Origin of the sequence: Microbulbifer pacificus (assembly GCF_033723955.1) — a bacterium.
GTDB lineage: Bacteria > Pseudomonadota > Gammaproteobacteria > Pseudomonadales > Cellvibrionaceae > Microbulbifer > Microbulbifer pacificus.
Genome location: NZ_CP137555.1, coordinates 1,647,501 through 1,666,938, shown reverse-complemented (window position 1 = coordinate 1,666,938; position 19,438 = coordinate 1,647,501). Strand labels below are relative to the sequence as shown.

Here is a 19,438-nt window from a genome sequence, read left to right as displayed (position 1 = left end):
ATACTCCGCGCCGATGATTTATCGCTTAGGGAGAAACAAATAAATGTCTGGATCGCGCATCAAATCACTGCCCCTGTCCATGGGCGCACAAACGATTGCCGCTGCACTGGCTTTCGGATCCCATACCTCCATCGCACAGGAGCAGGAGTCTGTGTGCCCGGAGAAAGATTCCAAGGCCTGCGTTTCTGAAGCGGAAAAAGCCGCAATCGAGCACATCGAAATCCACGGGGTTCGCACCTCCGTCTACCGTTACGATCGCTCTGGAGACGCCCGCCACGTCGCCGACCTGGTGGATACCCCACAGACCATCAGCGTGCTCACCCTGGACCAGATCCAGGAGTCCGGCAGAACCGATCTGAAAGACATCCTCGCCGCACAGTCTGGCGTAACCCTTGGCACCGGAGAGAACGGTAACGCCTTCGGCGACCGCTATATTATTCGCGGCCATGAAGCACGCAGCGATGTGTTTGTCGATGGACTGCGCGATCCGGGTATGACCACCCGTGAAAGTTTTGCCACCGAGCGTCTGGAAATCACCAAGGGGCCCAGCTCCACATTCGCAGGGCGCGGTTCTTCCGGCGGTGCGGTGAACAGCATCACCAAGAAGGCTTCCACCACCTACAACTTCGGCCGCGTCGACCTCGCGGGCGGCACCGATGACCACACCCGCGTTACCGTGGATTACAACCTGTCACTGAATGACGACCTGGCACTGCGTATCAACGGACTGTCTGCCCAGCAGGACAAGCCCGGCCGCGAAGGTATCGAACAGGAGCGCGACGGTGTGCAGTTGTCCGGTGTGTTCCAGGCCTCCGACGACCTGTCATTGATTGCCGACGTCTACTATCTGGATGCACACGACAAGCCGGACCTGGGCAGCTACTTCGATCGCGAAGCCCGCAAGCCGATAGAAGACATCCCCGTATATGCTCAGGACAACGATTTCCTGGACTCCCAGGTGACAACGTTCACCCTGCGCACCGATTATCGCCTGTCTGACAGTGTGCGCCTGTACAACGCCACCCGCGCCGGGCAGACCGAAAACGGCTACATCACCACCGGTGTCCGCGGTACCAACCGTGCAGACAGCGACCCGGCGGCGCCGGGCGCGGCGACCATGACCTTGAGCACGCATCAGGGCTGGCAGGAAGTGGACTACGCCACTACCCAGTTCAACCTGTTCTGGGACAAGGAACTGTTCGGGCGCGAGCACAAACTGGTGTTCGGTCTCGAGTACACCGACGAGTCTGTGGACAACGGTGTTTACGACATCGAATACGCCAATGCCGGCACCTGCCTGACCGAGGGCCGCGGCGGTGTTTCCGAGGCCTACTGTATTCTCGATGGTGCCGGCAACCTGCTGGACAATGTCGGCAGTGTCATGGGCCGCAGCTTTACCCGCGGTGATACCGATGCGCTCTACGATATCGAGACCGTGTCCTTCTACGTGATGGATACCGTTGCAGTTACCGACGACCTGGATGTGTTCTTCGGCCTGCGCCAGGACCGCTTCGACTACAGCAACGCCACCAGCGGCCGCAACGGCGATGAGCTGTATGCCTACTCCGATACCATGTACAACGGCCATCTGGGGCTGGTTTACGAGGTGGCGGAAAACGGCAATATCTACGCAACCTACAGCACCGCAACCAACATCAACGGTGGCGAGTCGGATCTGGGCGCCAACTGTGGCTACGGCGGTATCTGCGGCACCCCGGATCAGGCGGTAGAAGCCGACCCGGAACTGGTGGAAAACCTGGAGCTGGGTACCAAGTGGATGCTGTTTGATGGAAATCTGCTGGCTTCCGCAGCGGTGTTCCGCATGACCAAAGGCGATGTCATGGAGAGTGTCGGTGACAGCTACTCAACCCTCGGCACCCTGAACACCGGTGAAAACCGCGTGCAGGGCGTGGAGTTTGGCTTGAGCGGTGACATTACCGAAAACCTGAGCGTGCAGGCCTCGGCATCCTTCATGGAGTCGGAAGTACTGGATTCCTACAATGCCGACAACATCGGCCTGGCACTTAGCAACTTCGCTGACCGCAGCTATTACCTGCAGGTTCGATACCAGCCCACCGAGAGTTTCGCCTTTGGCGGTGACTACAGCTATCAGAGCGAAATGTATGGTGGCCAGCCGGATACCGCTGCGGGTTACGACCAGACGACCGGTCAGTACAGCATTGTGGTACCGAGCTATCAGGTGGTCGGCCTGTTTGCGAACTATAACGCCACCGATAAGCTGACCCTGCGCGCGAATATCGGTAACCTGCTCGACGAAGAGTACTGGACTGCCGCCTACCGTTCCGGTTCATTTATGTACCTGGGCGAAGGTCGCAGTATCCGTGCTACCGCCACCTACGAGTTCTGATCTGCGTTCCGAGCGGGAAAACCGATGGTTGTAATTGAAAATATGCTTTCGCCACAGGAAGTGGCCAGATATCGCGAAGTCCTGACATCACTGCCCTGGGCGGATGGCAGGGCCACGGCGATGGGTATGTCTGCGGAAGTAAAAAACAACCATCAGGCCGACCCGGCCGACCCTACGGTACGGCAGCTGGCCAACCAGCTGCTGTCCCGTATGGGGGAGACGCCGCAACTCATTTCGGCTGCGCTTCCCCATCGTATTTTTCCGCCGGTGTTTAATCGCTACGGCGAACGTGAAGAATACGGCTGGCATGTGGATGGCGCCATCATGCGGATTCCCGGATCCAATGATGTCCTGCGCAGTGACATGTCGATGACGCTGTTTCTCAGTGAGCCCGAAGAGTACGAAGGTGGCGAACTGGTGATTGCCACGGAATTCGGTGAGCAGCGGGTGAAGTTGCCCGCGGGCTCTGCCGTGGTCTATCCGTCCAGCAGCCTGCACAAGGTGACTGCCGTTACCGGCGGGCAGCGACTGGCTGCGATCACCTGGATGCAGAGCCTGGTAGCAGATGGGGCCATGCGCCAGATCCTGTTCGAACTGGACCAGTCCATCCAGAACCTGTTGCGTCAGCAGCAGGTGGACCGGGGCGAGCTGGACCGGCTGCATCATGTGTATCACAACCTGATCCGCAAGTGCGCCGAGGTGTAATCCTCGGCGTATCCCGCCCACTCGCCAGGGCCCACTGCTGTAATGGCATGTAATGGCGTTTGGCTAAACCCCGAAGCCAAAGCGGTGTAGCATGGACTCTCGTCTGTCAGCCACTTTGCATCCGGGGCGTTGCCGTTGACCGATACCAGCGAAACTTCCTTGCTCTCACTGCTCACTCCCACCGTTATTATCCTGGTGGTGACCACCGCCGTGAGCCTTATTGCCCTCTACCTCTCCCCGCGATTGCTGGAAGAGTGCGCCTTCCGCCCCTATCGCGTATGGCGTGGTGAGAATCGCGACTCCATTTACCTCGCCGGATTTGTACACGCAAACCTGCTGCACCTGGCAGTGAATATGTGGTGCCTGTGGTTGTTCGGGCGCGAGCTGGCGTACCGCATTGGCGGTACCCGCTTTGTATTGCTGTACGCGCTGGCACTGGTGGCGAGCCATATCCCCACGTTGTTCAAGGAGCGCGACAACCCGCAGTACGCCAGCGTCGGCGCTTCCGGTGCCATATCTGCGGTGGTGTTTGCCTATATCGTCTACTACCCGCAAGCGGAGCTGTACCTGCTGTTCCTGCCATTTCCGCTGCCGGCGTGGCTGTTTGGATTGCTGTACCTGAGCTACAGCGCCTACGCCAGCCGAGATAAAAACACCCGTATCAACCACGATGCGCACTTCTGGGGTGCGGTCAGCGGGCTGGTATTTGTGCTGTTCACCGACCCGGGGGCCTGGGCGCGATTGCTGTAAAGTTTTGACTTCCCAAACCACGACATAAAAATAATTGAGAGAAATTATGATTTTTCCACGCTTTGTCGGTATCGCCGGCCTGTTGCTCGCACTGTTGCCCGTGGGCAGTATTGCGCAGGCGCTTGATGACGTCGCTGAACCGGAACTCACCGAAGAACAGCAGCAATATATGGCCTGGGCCCAGCAGACCTGGGAGGGTATGACACCGCGCACGGGTACCGTGGAGCTGCCCGGCGGTGTCGCCAGTCTCGAAGTGCCGGAATCGTTTTATTACCTGAGTCCCGAAGACAGCAAGGTGGTGCTGGAAGAAATCTGGGGTAACCCGGAGAGTGAGCTGACCCTGGGCATGTTGTTTCCCGCCGGAACCACACCGTTTGACGGTGATTCCTGGGGTGTCACCATCGAGTACAGCGAAGAGGGCTATATCCGCGACGACGACGCCGCAGAAATCAATTACGACGATTTGCTGAAGGACATGCAGGCGTCCGTGCGGGAGGAGAGCGAGCACCGGGTCGACAATGGCTACGAGTCCATCAGCTTGCTGGGCTGGGCGGAGCCGCCTTATTACGATGCCGGGCAGAAAAAACTCTACTGGGCCAAGGAGCTGGCGTTTGGAGACCTTGAGACCAACACCCTGAACTACAATATTCGCGTGCTGGGCCGCAAGGGCGTGCTGGTGCTGAACTTCATTGCCGGCATGCCGGAACTGGATGACATCAAACAGAGTAGGGACGCGGTGCTGTCCATTGCGAGCTTCAACCCCGGCTACCGCTATGAGGAGTTCGACCCGGAAATCGACAAGGTGGCAGCCTATGGGCTCGGCGCACTGGTGACCGGCAAGGTGCTGGCGAAAACCGGTGCTCTCGCCGGGCTCTTGTTGCTGCTGAAAAAAGTCTGGGTAGTGATTCCTCTCGCTTTCGGTGCGCTGTTCAAGCTGTTCCGCCGCCGCGATAAAAACGAACCGCAATAACTTTCGCAATAACACAGCTCCATGCAATACCGCTTCTGCAACTTCATACTGGATACCGGGCAGCTTTACCTCACTGCCGACGGCGTGCCTGTGGAAGCGGATGCCCGCCAGCTGCAGTTACTGCGTCTGCTGATCGACAGCTATCCCGAGCCATGCAGCCAGCAGCAACTGCTGGAAACACTGTGGCCCGACACAGTAGTGTCGCACTGGTCGGCGGGGCGGCTGGTGTCGGATACCCGCAAGCTGTTCCGCCACCAGGGCTACGAGGGTCCACTGATCCAGACCCTGCACGGCCGCGGCTACCGCCTGGCCCCGGAACTGGTGGAGCAGCTGTGCGAACTGCCCATCATGGCCGGGGAGACCGCGCAACCCGCAGCCGATGCGCCCGGGCCCGCGCGTGAAGCCGGGCTCAGCATTGTCCCTCCGGCAACATCCTCTCCCGCGGTAAACTGGCGATCTTTGGCGGCTACGGGGCTGTTGTTGCTTTTCGCCGCAGCTATTGTTTATTTCATCACGGCACACGGGAGCCGCGAGGAGCGCGCGCCGCTGGTGATCGGCGAGGCGCCGGATGCCCGTGGGCGTATCCTTTGGGTGGACGATAACCCCGACAACAATCTGAGCGAGCGCCAGCAGTTCGAGTCCCGCGGTATTGCGGTTTATATCGCCACCAATAGCGAAGACGCGCTGATGCTGTTGTCCATGTACCGCTATCACGCGGTTATCTCGGATATGGGGCGCGGTGACGAACCGCTTGCCGGTTTAAAACTGATGGAGCGTCTGCGCGCGCGTGACGACCAGACGCCTTACTTCCTCTACACCATCATGCCCTCGGAATCCCAGCGTCTGTTGGTTGCACAGCGCGGTGGCAATGGTGTGGCGGTCACGCAGGAAGAACTCTTCGATATGGTGCTGCCATTGTTTGAGGTGGGCTCCGGCGCGCCGGCAACTCCCTGATCCATTGTTTTCATTGTCTTCACGTTTCTCCGATGTGCCGCCGGGCCGCGCAAGCCGGGGATTCACAAACATTCACAAGCTTTCAAAGACTTCGTCGGCGCCATAAGGGTATTTTTTCCCGATGTCATCAGCGGTGGTCGCCTTGCTATCGGGGTGACGCTGTGATGGCGGCACCAATGGAATACGCCGGCAAAAAATTTGGGGGAGTGATGTTGGGCACTGGATTGGCGGGGCTGGTGATTTGCCAGCGGAATGAAGACTTGGAGGCGCAGCAGTCGGTGAATTCTGTGGAATGTCGGCTGCAGACATTGATGGCGCCGCCGGCGGCGAATGCGCCGGAGCATGGGGTGGAAGCCTTAAAACCTGTTTTGCCCGCATCTCCATATCCGGCTTCGGCGCTCAAAGGATTGCCAATCCCGTTCAGTTCCCGGGAGCTGGAAATCGTGGCGCGCATTGCCGCCGGCGCCACCAGTTTTGAGATTGCAGAGCGGTTACATATTTCCGTGTACACGGTGAAAAACCACCGCAAAAACATTCTGCGCAAGGCGGACTGCCGCAATTCCGGGCAGTTAATCAACCGCTGTATCGCACTCGGCCTGGTGTGACGGAACCCGGGGCCGGCCTGAGTGTGAGAGCAGACCGGTTACCTACTTCCCCCGCGACAGAATCAGTCCTGTAGCAGCTTGGCGGCCTCCTCGGCGAAATACGTCAGCACACCGTCTGCCCCTGCGCGCTTGAATGCCAGCAGGGATTCCAGAATCACCGCCTCGCGGTTCAGCCAGCCGTTGGCAAAGGCCGCGCAATGCATGGCGTACTCACCGCTCACCTGATAAGCGAAGGTCGGCACTTTCAGCTCGTCTTTCACCCGTCGCACCACATCCAGATAGGGCATGCCTGGCTTCACCATGATCATGTCCGCGCCTTCCGCCAGATCCAGCGCGCACTCGTGCAGCGCTTCGTCGGAATTGGCCGGGTCCATCTGGTAGCTGAACTTATTGGCGCCTTTCAGGTTGCCGGCGGAACCTACCGCATCGCGGAAAGGGCCGTAGTAGCTGGATGCATACTTGGCGGCGTAGGACATGATCTGGGTGTTCACATGGCCCTCGCGCTCCAGTGCCGTGCGGATCGCGCCGATGCGCCCGTCCATCATATCCGAAGGCGCCACCACATCGGCGCCGGCCTGGGCGTGGGACAGCGCCTGTTGCACCAGCACTTCCACCGTGTCGTCGTTGACGATATAGCCCTGCTCGTTCATCAGGCCGTCCTGGCCGTGGCTGGTGAAGGGGTCAAGCGCCACATCGGTGATGACCCCTAGTTCCGGCGCGGCATCCTTAAGTGCGCGCACCGCGCGCTGCGCCAGTCCGTCCACGGCGTAGGCCGCGCGGGCGTCGTCGGATTTGTGCGCGGCGTCCACCACCGGAAACAGGGCGACTGCGGGAATGCCGAGTTTCACCAGTTCCCTGGCCTTGGCGGTGAGCAGGTCGACCGTCATGCGCTCCACGCCCGGCATGGATGCCACCTGTTGAGTCTCGCCGCGGCCCTCGATGACGAACAGTGGCAGAATCAGGTCGTCGCTGGTCAGGCGGTTTTCCCGTACCAGACGGCGCGAGAATTCACTGGCGCGCAGGCGGCGCGGGCGGGAATTTGGATAGGGGCCGCGGTTGGGGCTGAAGCTCATGTAATGGGCACTCCGGAGATTGGATTGGCGCGGCATCACTGGCCGCGACTTGGCTGGCGGCCATGATAGCAAACACCGCGGCGGACGTTTCAGTCTCGCGGCTTGCGGAGGTGCGCCACCAGCATGCGCCCGGCGGCGGCGATGTGCCGCTCCAGCAGTGTGCAGGCCTTTTCCGTCTCTCCCCGCTGCAGCAGTGCCAGCAGCTGGTAGTGTTCGCGCTGGCTGGTGGCCTGGTAGTCGAGGCTGCGGTTCTGATAGCCGATATAGCGTTCGCACTGACGCTGTAGCTGCTCGACGGTGTTGAACAAAGTGGGGCGGGCCGCGGCGCGATAAAGCTCGGTATGAAACAGCCAGTTGAGGCGGCCGATCTCCGCGGCGTCGAGTGCGGGTGTTTGTTTTGGTGTGGCCTCCATGCTGTCGAGGATATCCCGCGCGCGACCCAGTAGCTCACCATTCAGACTGGGCGCGGCGAGTTCCAACAGCAGCGGCTCGAGGCGCATACGCATCAAGTAAAGATCTTCCGCTTCCTGCGGGTCGAGCAGCGGCACCGCCACCCCGCGTTTGCCGTGGCCGGTAAGCCAGCCCTCGACTTTCAAGCGCGCCAGCGCGTCCCGCACCGGGATGCGGCTGACGCCATAGTAGTCGGCGATCTCGCTCTGTTTCAGCGGTGTGCCCGGGGCAAAGCGCCCGCGCTGCAGGTCCGCTTTCAATTGCTGGTAGAGATCCATTAGCCCCTCCTCGCCAGCAGCCAGTGGCAGATGAGCCCCCCGGCAAGTCCCCAGAAGGCTGCGCCGATGCCGAGAAAACTGACCCCGGAAGCGGTAATCAACAGGGTAATCAGGGCGGCTTCGCGGCTGTCCGGATCGGCGGTGGCACCGGCGAGACTGGAGCCGATAACGCCGACCAGAGCGAGACCGGCGACGCCCGCAATCATCGCCTGTGGCAGCGCGGCAAACAGCGCCACGACGCTGGCACCGAATAGTCCGGCGAGCAGGTAGAAAACCCCGGCGGCAATCCCCGCGGTATAGCGTCGTGCCGGGTCTGGGTGCGCCTCGGGACCGGTGCAGATGGCGGCGGAAATCGCGGCGAGATTGAACGCAAAGCCGCCGAACGGTGCCAGCAGCAGAGACATCAGCCCGGTGCCACCGACCAGCGGTGATACCGGCACCCGCGGGTAGCCGCTGGCGCGCAGGGTCGCCACGCCGGGAATATTCTGCGAGGTCATGGTGACGATAAACAGCGGCAGGCCGACGCCCAGCAGCACCGAAAAATTGAATTCCGGTATTACCCACTGCAGCCGTGCGAGCGACCAGTCCAGCTGCTCGGTATGAATTTCTCCCTGCAGCCAGCTGACGGCAAAGCCCGCCACCAGCACCAGAATGATGCCGTAGCGCGGCAGCCAGCGGCGCCCGACCAGATAGGCGGCGAACATGGCCCCGACCAGCAGCGGGCTCACCTGTAGCGATGTGAATATCGACAGCCCGAACTGCAGCAGGATGCCCGCCAGCATGGCGCTGGCAATGGGTATTGGAACCCGTGCCATGATCCGCTCGAAGGCCCCGGATATCCCCACAAGCAGTGTCAGCAGCGCACTGAACAGAAACGCGCCCACCGCCTCGGGCAGGGAGACGCCGCTCAGGCTGGTGGCCAGTAGCGCCGCACCGGGGGTGGACCAGGCCGTGACCACCGGCGCGCGGTAGTACCAGGAAAAGCCGATACAGGTAAGCCCCATCCCCAAGCCGAGGGCGCCGATCCAGGAAACCATCTGCGCCTCACTGGCACCGGCGGCATTTGCCGCCTGCAACACAATGGCCACGGAGCTGGCAAAGCCCACCAGCACTGCGGCAAATCCAGCGCTGACCGCAGACAGGGTGGTATCAGCGAATAGGGAGCGCTGTGCGATCTGCTCCATGAAATGTATACCAAATTTAAAATGTATACATTTTATAGGTGGAGCAAAGGATTAAAGCAATAAGTGGTTTGGGGCTTTTTAACTGGATGTGGCTTTGAAGGGAGGGCGAAGGGGGCGATGCCGGGGGTGTCTTGCGAGACCTTCCGCGAGAGGGACCTCGCGGAAGAGCCCCCATGGATGGGTTCACGGCGTGTCTCGCAAGACACCCCCGGTAGCGGCACCGCCACCAAAGCTAATCAGTGCACGGTGCTTGATCCAAGATTAAGTGAGCTTCGCAAACACCCGACGCGCAGCTTCAATGGTGGCGTCGATGTCTTCGTCGCTGTGGGCGGCGGACATAAAGCCGGCTTCATAGGATGCCGGAGCCAGGTACACGCCCTCATCCAGCATGCCGTGGAAGAAGCGGTTGAAACGCTCGGTATTGCACGCCATCACCTGCTGGTAGTTCGTCACCTGCTCCTCGTCGGTGAAGAAGAAACCGAACATGCTGCCCACCTTGTTGGCGGTCAGCGGGATGCCGGCTTCTTTGGCGGCCGCCAGTACACCTTCCACCAGTCGGTCGGTCTTGGCGGTGAGCTCGTCGTAGAGGCCCGGCTGCTGGATCAGCTGCAGGGTTTCGAGGCCCGCCACCATCGCCATCGGGTTACCCGATAACGTGCCCGCCTGGTACACCGGGCCGAGCGGTGCGATTTTTTCCATGATCTCGCGCTTTCCGCCGAAGGCGCCCACCGGCATGCCGCCGCCGATCACCTTGCCGAGGGTGGTGATGTCCGCCTCGATGCCGTAGTAACCCTGGGCACCGGTGAGGCTCACACGGAAACCGGTCATTACTTCGTCCAGGATCAGTACCGCACCGGACTGGTCGCACACCTCACGCAAGGTTTCCAGGAATCCAGGCACCGGCGGGATGCAGTTCATGTTGCCGGCCACCGGTTCGACGATGATGCACGCGATCTGGTCGCCGATCTCGGCGAAGCACTGCTTCACGCCTTCGATATCGTTGTAGGTCAGGGTGATGGTGTGATCCGCCAGGGACGCCGGCACGCCGGGGGAGGAGGGCACGCCCATGGTCAGGGCACCGGAGCCGGCCTTCACCAGCAGGGAGTCGGAATGGCCGTGGTAGCAGCCCTCGAATTTGACGATCTTGTCGCGACCGGTATGGCCGCGGGCCAGGCGGATGGCGCTCATGGTGGCTTCGGTACCGGAGTTGACGAAGCGCACCAGGTCCATGTTCGGCCACAGGCGGCAGAGCTCTTCCGCCAGTTCGGTTTCCAGTTCGGTGGGGGCACCGAAACTCAGACCGGACTGTGCCTGTTCGATCACCGCTTCGATCACGTCCGGGTGCGCGTGGCCCAGCACCATGGGGCCCCAGGACTGCACATAGTCGATGTAGCGTTTCTCGTCCGCGTCGTACAGGTAGGCGCCTTCGGCGCGCTCGATAAATACCGGAGTGCCGCCCACGGCGCGGAAGGCGCGCACCGGCGAGTTGACGCCGCCGGGGATGACTTTCTGGGCTTCGGCAAAGAGGGATTCGGATTTGCTCATAAAAATTCGGAAACCGATTGGGGATTGGGAGGAGTGCCGGGAAGTTCCGGGACGAAAAGTGCGCGTATTATCCGCGCCGCCGCCCGCGGTCGCAAACGGCGTGATGGTGCGCACATTTAGTCGGCGATGTTTGCTGGCCGGAGTTAGCCCTTGCAGGTCCAGAACAGCCGGTTCGGCACCGGCCGCCCCATGCCCAGGCGGCGGCTGTCGGCAATGGCGCTCCAGGTGAACTGCTGGCTGCGGTTCACCGCTTCCAGCACCGGAAGTCCGTGCGCGATATGGCATGCGATGGCGGTGGTAAGCGTGCCGCACACACCATAGGCCGCCGGCGGTAGCTGTTGCCAGCGGAATTCCCGCACCAGACCGCGCAGGTCATAGAGGCGGTTTTCCAGTTGCTGCTCGCTGGCGGGAACGCCGGTCAGCAGCAGATAGTGGCAGCCGCTTTCCAGCAGTTCCTGGGCCTGGGCATCGTGCACATCCGCCTCGCCCGCCATGGCCCGCGCTTCGCGTCTGTTCGGCGCCACCAGGGTGGCCAGCGGCAGCAGCAGGTCGCACATGGCGCGCCACAGGGGCGGCGCCAGCAGGCTCTCTTTATTGGCGAGGGTGGCATCCGGGTCAATGACCAGGGGGATGTCGGGGTAGTCCCGCAGCACGCTGTGCAGCGCGTGCACGTTTTCGACCGAGCCGAGGTAGCCGATCTTGATTGCTGCCACCGGCATGTCTTCGAGCACCGCGCGCGCCTGCTCTACCAGCAGGCTGTCATCCACCGGTGCGACGCCGACCAGCTCGCGGGTATCGCCAACGGTAATGGCGGTGACCACAGAGGCGCAGTGGCAGCCAAGGCTCGCTGCGGTTTCCGTATCCGCGGTGATACCTGCGCTGCCGCTGGGATCGTGGTGGGTAACGGTGAGGACAATGGGCTGGCGAGTATCCATGGGCTTCCGGGAATGTTTCGCGGGTTTCCTAATTCTAGCCCCGTACTTCTGCGGGGCGGCGTTGGCGGGTGGCCTCGCGCGCCCCAGTTGCAGGGTTCTGAATCAAGATGGCGCCACAGTGGCAGCTGTCAGCGGGTGTTCGTCAGAAGGGGCGTACGACCGCCAGCACCACGATGGCGATCAATGCCAGCACCGGCAGCTCGTTGAACACGCGGAAAAAACGCCCACTTTTATTCACGGTGCCGGCGGCGAATTTTTTCACGTAGCTGCCACAGATGTGGTGGTAGCCGATCAGCAGCACCACGATCACGAGTTTGACGTGCAGCCAGGCCGCAGAGTGATAGTAGGCCGGATTGAAACTGATCAGCCAGCCGCCGAAAACAATGGTGGCGATCATGGAAGGGATCGCGATTCCCCGATAAAGCCGCCTTTCCATGATCGAGAAGCGATCCTTGCTGAGTGCATCGGTGGCGTCCACATGGTAGACGAAAAGTCGCGGCAGATAGAACAGCGCAGCAAACCAACAGACCATGGACACAATGTGGAAAGCTTTTACCCAAAGCATGGACGCTCCTTACCCGGATCTGGAACCGGTTTTTAATGATTTCCGATTTTTGTAGCCAGCGTCGCGCTGCACGCGTTACTGACGGTAATAATGTTCGATATGCTGTGGCAGGATAATACCCGCCACATCGCTGTTCAGTACACCCAGGTTGCCCTGGTCGTCTTCCCGCCCGATATACAGGGCACCTGCGCCGCGCTGTTCCAGGAGTTGTTGGGCTTCCAGCAGTGTGGCGCGCCAGCTGAGTGGCGCCAGTTGCAGTCGCTCCCCCGGCAGGCGCAGCAGATCAATCTTTTCCTCCCTGCTCTCCTCCGGCGCTTCCGGCTCACTTTCTTTTGGCGGGCGCTGCAGAAAGTTGGCCAGATCCGCGGTGCGCAGTGCCTGTGGCGTGTCGTCGCCGCCCACCAACAGCCACGCCGGCTGCTGCTCGATCAATCGCTCCGCCTGGGCCCGCTCGAGAAGCGGCGGCGTCACCGCTATCGCGCGCTCCATCACGCTGGCGACGCCCACCCGGCTCAGCATCTGCGCGCGCCAGCTGGGGGTGCCGCTTTTGCCCAGCGCCCGCAATGACTCCTGGTAAATCCCCTCGGTGGCGAACATCTGCCGGCTCACCAGGCTCGCGACCACGATACTCATCATGGCGGGGAACAGGACATTGGGGTTGTAGGTGAGTTCGAGAATCGCGAGCAGGGCGGCCAGCGGTGCGTTCAACAGCGCCGCCATCATCGCCGCCATACCCACCATGGCATAGAGGCCCGGGCTTGCGGTGGCTGCCCCCAGCCAGTAATTGGCCAGGTGCCCGGCCGCTCCACCGATACAGGCGCCGAGAATAAGGCTGGGGCCAATTACGCCGCCGGGAATACCGAGGCCGGTGGCGAGTGCCGTGGCGACGAGTTTTGCCAGCACGATGGCAGCCAGGCTGGCAATACCCAGCTGACCGAGCATGGTCAGTTCCAGGGTGTCGTAACCGGTACCGAGGATTTCCGGAATCCACAGGGCGAGAACGCCAGTGGCGGTGCCGGCAACGGCAAAACGCAGCAGCGGCGAATGTTTCTGCTGCAGTGGCACCAGAAACCGCTGGCTGATGATAAAGAGGGCTGCCAGCGCACCGATCACCAACGCACATACAAACAGGATCGGCAGCTCGGCAAGGGATTCCAGTTGCGAGGCCGGTACCTGGAACGCAGCCTGGTGTCCAAAGGCCATGCGGGTGGCGGCGCTGCCACTGACCGCGGCAATCATCACCGGCAGGAAACCAGTGATGGTGTACTCCAGCATGACTACTTCCATGGCGAAGATCACACCGGCCAGTGGCGTATTGAACGACGCGGCGATAGCCGCAGCCACCCCACAGGCGAGCAGGGTGCGCCCCGAGTTATGCGGCAGCCGCAGGCGCTGGGCTACCCAGCTGCCGGTGGCCGCGCCCAGGTGTACCGACGGCCCCTCGCGGCCGATCGACTGGCCGCTCAACAGCGCCAGGGAACCGCCGAAAAACTGCAGCACCGCGTTCTTCATCGGCATCTTGCCCTGGTGGTTGTGCAGGCGGTCCAGCACATGCACCACACCGGTAGGGCGACCGGACGGCGCCATCCAGTGGAATAGCAGCCCCAGTACCAGGGCGCCTGCCACAGGCAGCCCGAAGTGCCAGCTGCTGGGCAGGGATTCGAAATCTTCGAGCTTCGGGAGAAAGAGGATCGCCGGGCCCTCACTCAGTTGGCGAAATCCGATCACCACCAGTCCGGCGCAGATGCCGATGACCAATGCCAGCAGCACCAGCAGGGAAAGCGCCTGTTGCGATGACAGCTGCAGCTGCAGCCGTTCCAACCATCGGGCATGACGGCGGGATCCCCGAGAACGGAAGGGAGAGAATGAGTTTGGCTGCTTGCGGCGCCGCACGGCGTATCCTTACTGGTGATGGGCTATTGGTTGGCCGGCTTATGGTAGAGTGCATGGCTCAGTATACAGGGGCAGCCGTCCGCCAACAGACGTCGGTGTCGACCCCGCAGGGACAGTGATCAGCGAGGAATAAAAGTGAGCGTCATCAAAGCGGCAATCGTAGGCGGAACTGGCTATACCGGCGTGGAATTGTTGCGCCTGTTGTCGGGCCATTCTGGGGTGGAGGTCACTGCCATTACCTCCCGCGCGGAAGCCGGCACGTCGGTGGCGGAACTGTTTCCCAGCCTGCGCGGTCACTATGATCTGAAATTCAGCGCGCCGGAAGTGGATGAACTGGCCCAGTGCGATGTGGTGTTCTTCGCCACACCACACGGTGTCGCGCAGGCCCAGGTGCCGGAGCTGGTGGCGCGGGGCGTACGGGTCATCGATCTGTCGGCAGACTTTCGTCTGCAGGATATCCCTGCGTGGGAAAAATGGTACGGCCAGCAACACGCCTGTCCGGAACTCGCCGCGCAGGCGGTTTACGGGTTGCCGGAAGTAAACCGCGCGCAGATTGCCAGTGCACAGCTGATCGCGTGTCCCGGTTGTTATCCGACCTCTATCCAGCTCGGTTTCCTGCCGTTGCTGGAAGCTGGGCTGATTGAGGCCAGCGGGCTGATTGCCAATGCGGCCAGCGGTGCCAGTGGCGCCGGGCGCCAGGGCAAGACCGATCTGTTGTTTGCGGAGAATAACGACAGCTTCCGCGCCTATGGCGCCTCTGGTCACCGCCATCTGCCGGAAATCGAGCAGGGGCTAAGCCGCGCTGCCGGAGGTCCTGTAGCGCTGACCTTCGTGCCACACCTGCTGCCCATGGTGCGCGGAATCCACGCCACCCTGTTTGCGAAGCTGAAAAATCCCGCGGCGGTGGAATCTTCCCAGGAGTCACTGCAGCAGCTGTTCGAGCAGCGCTATCGGGATGAGCCCTTCGTGGATGTGATGCCCGCGGGCAGCCACCCACAGACCCGCAGTGTGCGCGGTACCAATATGTGCCGGTTGGCAGTGGTCAGGCCTCAGGGGCGGGATACCGTGGTGGTGTTGTCGGTCATCGACAACCTGGCCAAGGGCGCTTCTGCGCAGGCGATCCAGAATATGAACATCATGTTTGGCCTAAATGAGAACCAGGGGCTAGAGAGCCCGGCACTGCTGCCTTAGAATCGGGGCAGCCACACAACAGCAAAATACACGACACGCAGGCGATACTATCCAGACCCATGACGCGCAAAGTTAAAGGCAGCAAACAGTACCGGATGAAGGTGGTGCCCCACAGGCCCATCATTCATGGCGTTTTCTCTGTACTGGGGGTGACCCTGCTGGTGCTCTCCACCAGTGCCGGCGCTTTCTTTGCGGGTCAGTACCAGCTGAGTAAGAATCTGGACGAAAAATCGCGAGCCCACGCCAGAACCCTGGACGAGGTGGAGCGCCTGCGTGCCGAGATTGAGGCCCTGCGGGTGCGGGCTGCAACCGCCGAGCAGTCCGTTGCCATCGGCGAACAGGCCAGTGAGTCCGTGCGCGGGGAGCTGGTGGCGAAGGAAAACCAGATCGCCGAGCTGCGCCAGGAAATATCCTTTTACCGCGGCATCATGGCGCCGTCCGAAGGCAGCGACGGCGTTTCCATCGGCCGCTTCAGTATTTCTGAGGCCGGCGACGGCCGCTATCAATACAAGTTGCTGGTGCAGCAGTCCGCGGCCAGCCACGAGGTGGTGACCGGCGAGGTTCAGTTCACCGTGGTTGGCCAGGTAGATGGCGAGTCGCGCCGCTATGCGCTGGCGGACCTGTCGCCGCAGGTGGAAAGCAAGTCCATCCCCCTGCGCTTCAAATATTTCCAGAATATCGAGGGAGAGCTGCAGTTGCCGGAGGGCTTTGTGCCGGAAGGTGTAGAGCTGTCGCTCAAATCCAGCAAGCGTAACGGTTTCAATATTGACCAGCGCTACGGCTGGCTGGTGCAGCAGAGTTGATCTGTTGAAGCCGAAAGGCGCCGGTGTGCGTCATTGGGAGTTACCAGGCTCCGCTCCATTCATGAGGTTTTGGTTGAATCATGTTAAAAAAGAAAGAGAAAACTATGGCAAACACCGGTGGCAATAACACGACCCTGATCGCCCGTCACACTGAAGTGACCGGTGACCTGCACTTCCGCGGCAATCTGGTGATCGAGGGCCGGGTCAACGGCAATGTTTGCGCCCACAGCGACAGCGAAGCACGCCTGCAGATCGTCGACGGCGGTATCATCGAGGGTGAGATCCGGGTTCCCAATGTGGTGGTCAACGGCAATGTGAAAGGCGATGTCCACGCCAGCGGCCACCTGGAGCTGGCCTCCAAGGCCATTGTTGAAGGCAATGTCCACTACAAGCTGATCGAGATGGTAAAGGGCGCCCAGGTCAACGGTTCTCTGGTTTCCAATGTGGAAGTCGACACTGCCGGTGAGCCGCGTATGCTGGGTTACTCCTCTGAAGTGAGCGCCGAAGCAGAGTAATTGCCGCAGTCATTGGTGAAACCCGGCGAAATTGGCAATACTTGACCCGTTTGCTGGGTTTTACCCATAATGCGCCCGCACCGCCATGTTCCGTGGCGGGCAGCCCTGCCTGTGGCTGTGAATCTGTTTCGAGAGTTATCTATGTCTGAAGCTGTTTCCTTTTCTCCCGACCCGGTCCAGGTGACCGAAAAGGCCGTTTCCAAGGTCAAGGGATTGCTGGAAGAGGAAGGCAATCCGGATCTGAAGTTGCGGGTATTTGTGACCGGTGGCGGCTGCTCCGGCTTCCAGTACGGCTTTACCTTCGACGAGCTGGTCGCGGAAGATGACGCCGTGATCGAGAAAGATGGCATCCAGGTATTGGTCGATGCCATGAGCTATCCGTATCTGGTGGGTGCCAGTGTGGATTATGAAGAGGGGCTGTCCGGTTCCCGTTTTGTGGTGCAGAACCCCAATGCATCTTCCACCTGCGGCTGCGGATCATCCTTTTCCATCTGAGACCTGTTCGGTCAGTTCAGGGGCGCCTGGAAATCCCTATTTCGGGCGCAACCTCCCTTCTTCCCGTCTTTATTTCCGCTGCGGGTGTCTCAGGCGGGGAATATCCCCCCTAGAATGCTTTCCCTTTCAGCACCGGTGACCGCCGGGCAGTTACCACTGAGTCCCAGCATGGTCTGGCGTGCCAGCCAGGCAAAGCCGGCGCCTTCGACCCAGTCAGCGTCGATGCCGTATTGATCCGTAGCTGCTACAGACCAAGTGGGTAACCGCCGGCGCAGACGTTCCATCAGGTCCCGATTGCGCGCGCCACCGCCGCACACCAGCAATTCCCCCCCGCTGGCGAATTCGTTTACGCCATCGGTAATGGATGCCGCAGTGACTTCGGCCAGCGTAGCCTGCACATCGGCGGGGGCCAGCTCCATCCCGGCGCAGGCCAGCTCCAGCCAGTTTGGGTTGAATGCCTCGCGGCCGGTGCTTTTGGGTGCCGGTGCGGCAAAGAATGGATCTGCCATCAGGCGGTTGAGCAGCTCCGGGTGGACGCTGCCACTGGCCGCCCAGGCGCCGCCGGCATCGTAGGGTTCGCCCCGGTGCAGCTTTACCCAGTAATCCAGCAGGGCGTTGCCAGGCCCGGTGTCATAGCCCCTTACCATGCCATCAGCGGCCAGTTCGGTGATGTTCGCCATGCCTCCGATATTCACCACTGCCCGGTCCCGGTCAGTGCGGAACACCGCGTTGTGGAAGGCGGGCATCAGTGGTGCCCCCTGACCGCCGAGCGCCATATCCCGGCGGCGGAAATCGGCCACGGTGGTGATACCGGTTAGTGCGGCAATGGTATTGGGGTCGCCAAGTTGCAACGAGAAGGGCGTGGACACGGTGCCCGGAGGGCGGTGGCGCACGGTCTGTCCGTGGCTGCCGATGGCGGTAATTTCGGCGGGTTTTATGTCCGCTTCCCGCAACACTGCAAGCGCGGCAGCGGCAAATTCCTGGCCCAGCAGGCGGTCCAGCTGCCCGGCCCTGTCCAGTTCCGAGGGCCCGGGGGCGCACAGGGCGAGGATTGCCTCGCGCATCTCCGTGGTGATGGGATGCCCGAGCGCCGCGCGGGTCTGGCACTGCAAAGTGCCCTCAGTTTCGGAAAACTCCACCAGTACCGCATCGATCGAGTCGATGCTGGTACCGGACATCAGACCGATATAGAGATCCGTCATTCAGTTTACGGAGTCCTTCTTGTCTTTGTTCTCGCTGTCTTCGTTTTTGGCCAGTGCCGGCTGCTCATAGCGCTCGAGTTGCGCCATCAGCGGCTGGGTCTGGGCCTGGAAACGGGCCATTTCTGCTGAGGCGATGGCCTTTGCCTTCGGCAACTGGCGCACGATGGTGGCCGGGTTGCGATGATGGCCGTCTACCAGGAATTCATAGTGCAGGTGCGGGCCGGTGGCGTAACCGGTGGAGCCCACGGTGCCAATGACCTGGCGTTGCTTGACCCGCTGGCCTTGCTTGACGCTGCGCTTGTTCAGGTGCAGGTAACGGGTGACGTAACGCTCGCCGTGCTGCACGAAGACATAGTTGCCGTTCGCCTTGCTGTAACCGGACTGGATGACCTTGCCGTCACCGGCCGAGTATACGGGGGTTCCAGTGGGGGCAGCGTAATCGGTGCCATTGTGCGGGCGATGGGTCTTGAAGATGGGGTGCAGGCGACGCGGATTGAAGTGTGAGCTGATGCGGCCGATATCCACCGGGGTGCGGATGAACGCCTTGCGCATGCTTTTGCCTTCCGGGGTGTAGTAATTGGTGTCGCCGTTGCTATCGGTGTAGCGCACCGCGCTGAAGGTCTTGCCCTGGTTGGTGAACGTCACCGCCTGGATGGCGCCATTGCCGATCTTCTCGCCGTCGAGGAACTCCTCATCAAACACGACGCTGAAGCTGTCGCCCTTGCGGATGTCCAGTGCGAAGTCGATATCCGAGCCGAAGATATCGGCCATTTCCATGATCAGGTTGTTGCTGAGGCCCGCCTTGCTGCCGTCCACGAACAGGGAGTTTTCGATTTCCCCCTGCCGGAAGGCCGCATAGCGCTCGGCCTCGCGTTGGTGCAGGGCGTACTTGTACTCGTCGGAGCTGTCGCGACTGAATTCCACCTTGCTCAGGCGGTCGCGGTGCAGTTCGAGGCT

General features: G+C 61.3%; 19 protein-coding genes (1 of these 19 running past the window's edge). 10 read left to right on the top strand and 9 right to left on the bottom strand.

Going from position 1 to position 19,438, the window contains the following annotated elements:
• Positions 1–43: 43 nt before the first annotated feature.
• The 6 genes from R5R33_RS07345 (at position 44) to R5R33_RS07320 (ending at position 6,352) form a co-directional block, all read left to right on the top strand.
• Positions 44–2,368 (top strand): TonB-dependent receptor, encoded by a 2,325-nt coding sequence (locus R5R33_RS07345; protein ID WP_318955372.1) that lies wholly within the window; start codon positions 44–46, stop codon positions 2,366–2,368.
• A gap of 24 nt (positions 2,369–2,392) precedes the next feature.
• Positions 2,393–3,073: a Fe2+-dependent dioxygenase gene (locus R5R33_RS07340; protein ID WP_318955371.1), complete on the top strand. Its 681-nt coding sequence runs from the start codon at positions 2,393–2,395 to the stop codon at positions 3,071–3,073.
• Positions 3,074–3,208: 135 nt separating this feature from the next.
• Complete coding sequence (locus R5R33_RS07335) at positions 3,209–3,823, top strand: rhomboid family intramembrane serine protease (protein WP_318955370.1); 615 nt, start codon at positions 3,209–3,211, stop codon at positions 3,821–3,823.
• Between the two features lie 46 nt (positions 3,824–3,869).
• A complete protein-coding gene (locus R5R33_RS07330; RefSeq protein WP_318955369.1) occupies positions 3,870–4,793 on the top strand; it encodes a DUF2167 domain-containing protein in 924 nt (307 codons plus the stop codon).
• A gap of 21 nt (positions 4,794–4,814) precedes the next feature.
• Positions 4,815–5,747, top strand: a complete 933-nt coding sequence (locus tag R5R33_RS07325) for a winged helix-turn-helix domain-containing protein (RefSeq protein WP_318955368.1) — start codon at positions 4,815–4,817, stop codon at positions 5,745–5,747.
• Between the two features lie 32 nt (positions 5,748–5,779).
• A complete protein-coding gene (locus R5R33_RS07320) occupies positions 5,780–6,352 on the top strand; it encodes a helix-turn-helix transcriptional regulator (protein WP_318955367.1) in 573 nt (190 codons plus the stop codon).
• Positions 6,353–6,414: 62 nt separating this feature from the next.
• Here R5R33_RS07320 and hemB read toward each other — a convergent pair whose 3' ends face one another.
• The 7 genes from hemB to R5R33_RS07285 form a co-directional block, all read right to left on the bottom strand.
• Complete coding sequence (gene hemB / locus R5R33_RS07315) at positions 6,415–7,425, bottom strand: porphobilinogen synthase (protein ID WP_318955366.1); 1,011 nt, start codon at positions 7,423–7,425, stop codon at positions 6,415–6,417.
• Positions 7,426–7,514: 89 nt separating this feature from the next.
• Positions 7,515–8,153 (bottom strand): GntR family transcriptional regulator, encoded by a 639-nt coding sequence (locus R5R33_RS07310; RefSeq protein WP_318955365.1) that lies wholly within the window; start codon positions 8,151–8,153, stop codon positions 7,515–7,517.
• Complete coding sequence (locus R5R33_RS07305) at positions 8,153–9,337, bottom strand: benzoate/H(+) symporter BenE family transporter (RefSeq protein ID WP_318955364.1); 1,185 nt, start codon at positions 9,335–9,337, stop codon at positions 8,153–8,155. The genes R5R33_RS07310 and R5R33_RS07305 overlap by 1 nt, the downstream gene beginning before the upstream one ends.
• 261 nt (positions 9,338–9,598) lie before the next feature.
• A complete protein-coding gene (hemL, locus tag R5R33_RS07300) occupies positions 9,599–10,882 on the bottom strand; it encodes a glutamate-1-semialdehyde 2,1-aminomutase (RefSeq protein WP_318955363.1) in 1,284 nt (427 codons plus the stop codon).
• Positions 10,883–11,025: 143 nt separating this feature from the next.
• Positions 11,026–11,817, bottom strand: a complete 792-nt coding sequence (gene thiD / locus R5R33_RS07295) for a bifunctional hydroxymethylpyrimidine kinase/phosphomethylpyrimidine kinase (RefSeq protein WP_318955362.1) — start codon at positions 11,815–11,817, stop codon at positions 11,026–11,028.
• A 142-nt stretch (positions 11,818–11,959) separates the two neighbouring features.
• Entirely contained in the window at positions 11,960–12,382 is a 423-nt protein-coding gene (gene hemJ / locus R5R33_RS07290; RefSeq protein ID WP_318955361.1) for a protoporphyrinogen oxidase HemJ, read from the bottom strand.
• Positions 12,383–12,457: 75 nt separating this feature from the next.
• Complete coding sequence (locus tag R5R33_RS07285) at positions 12,458–14,203, bottom strand: chloride channel protein (protein WP_318955360.1); 1,746 nt, start codon at positions 14,201–14,203, stop codon at positions 12,458–12,460.
• Between the two features lie 207 nt (positions 14,204–14,410).
• Here R5R33_RS07285 and argC point away from each other — a divergent pair, with 207 nt between their 5' ends.
• The 4 genes from argC (at position 14,411) to erpA (ending at position 17,279) form a co-directional block, all read left to right on the top strand.
• Positions 14,411–15,466, top strand: a complete 1,056-nt coding sequence (gene argC / locus R5R33_RS07280) for an N-acetyl-gamma-glutamyl-phosphate reductase (protein WP_318955359.1) — start codon at positions 14,411–14,413, stop codon at positions 15,464–15,466.
• A gap of 59 nt (positions 15,467–15,525) precedes the next feature.
• Positions 15,526–16,269, top strand: a complete 744-nt coding sequence (locus R5R33_RS07275; RefSeq protein ID WP_318955358.1) for a DUF6776 family protein — start codon at positions 15,526–15,528, stop codon at positions 16,267–16,269.
• 104 nt (positions 16,270–16,373) lie between these two features.
• Positions 16,374–16,784: a bactofilin family protein gene (locus R5R33_RS07270; RefSeq protein ID WP_318955357.1), complete on the top strand. Its 411-nt coding sequence runs from the start codon at positions 16,374–16,376 to the stop codon at positions 16,782–16,784.
• Between the two features lie 141 nt (positions 16,785–16,925).
• Positions 16,926–17,279: an iron-sulfur cluster insertion protein ErpA gene (gene erpA / locus R5R33_RS07265; protein WP_318955356.1), complete on the top strand. Its 354-nt coding sequence runs from the start codon at positions 16,926–16,928 to the stop codon at positions 17,277–17,279.
• 89 nt (positions 17,280–17,368) lie between these two features.
• Here erpA and R5R33_RS07260 read toward each other — a convergent pair whose 3' ends face one another.
• Positions 17,369–18,481, bottom strand: a complete 1,113-nt coding sequence (locus R5R33_RS07260) for an anhydro-N-acetylmuramic acid kinase (RefSeq protein WP_318955355.1) — start codon at positions 18,479–18,481, stop codon at positions 17,369–17,371.
• Positions 18,482–19,438, bottom strand: partial view of a peptidoglycan DD-metalloendopeptidase family protein gene (locus R5R33_RS07255; protein ID WP_318955354.1) — the 3' portion only. Its footprint extends 426 nt past the window's final position; 957 of the gene's 1,383 nt are visible here — the last part of the coding sequence; the start codon falls outside the window, past its right edge — the gene reads right to left on this strand; the stop codon is at positions 18,482–18,484.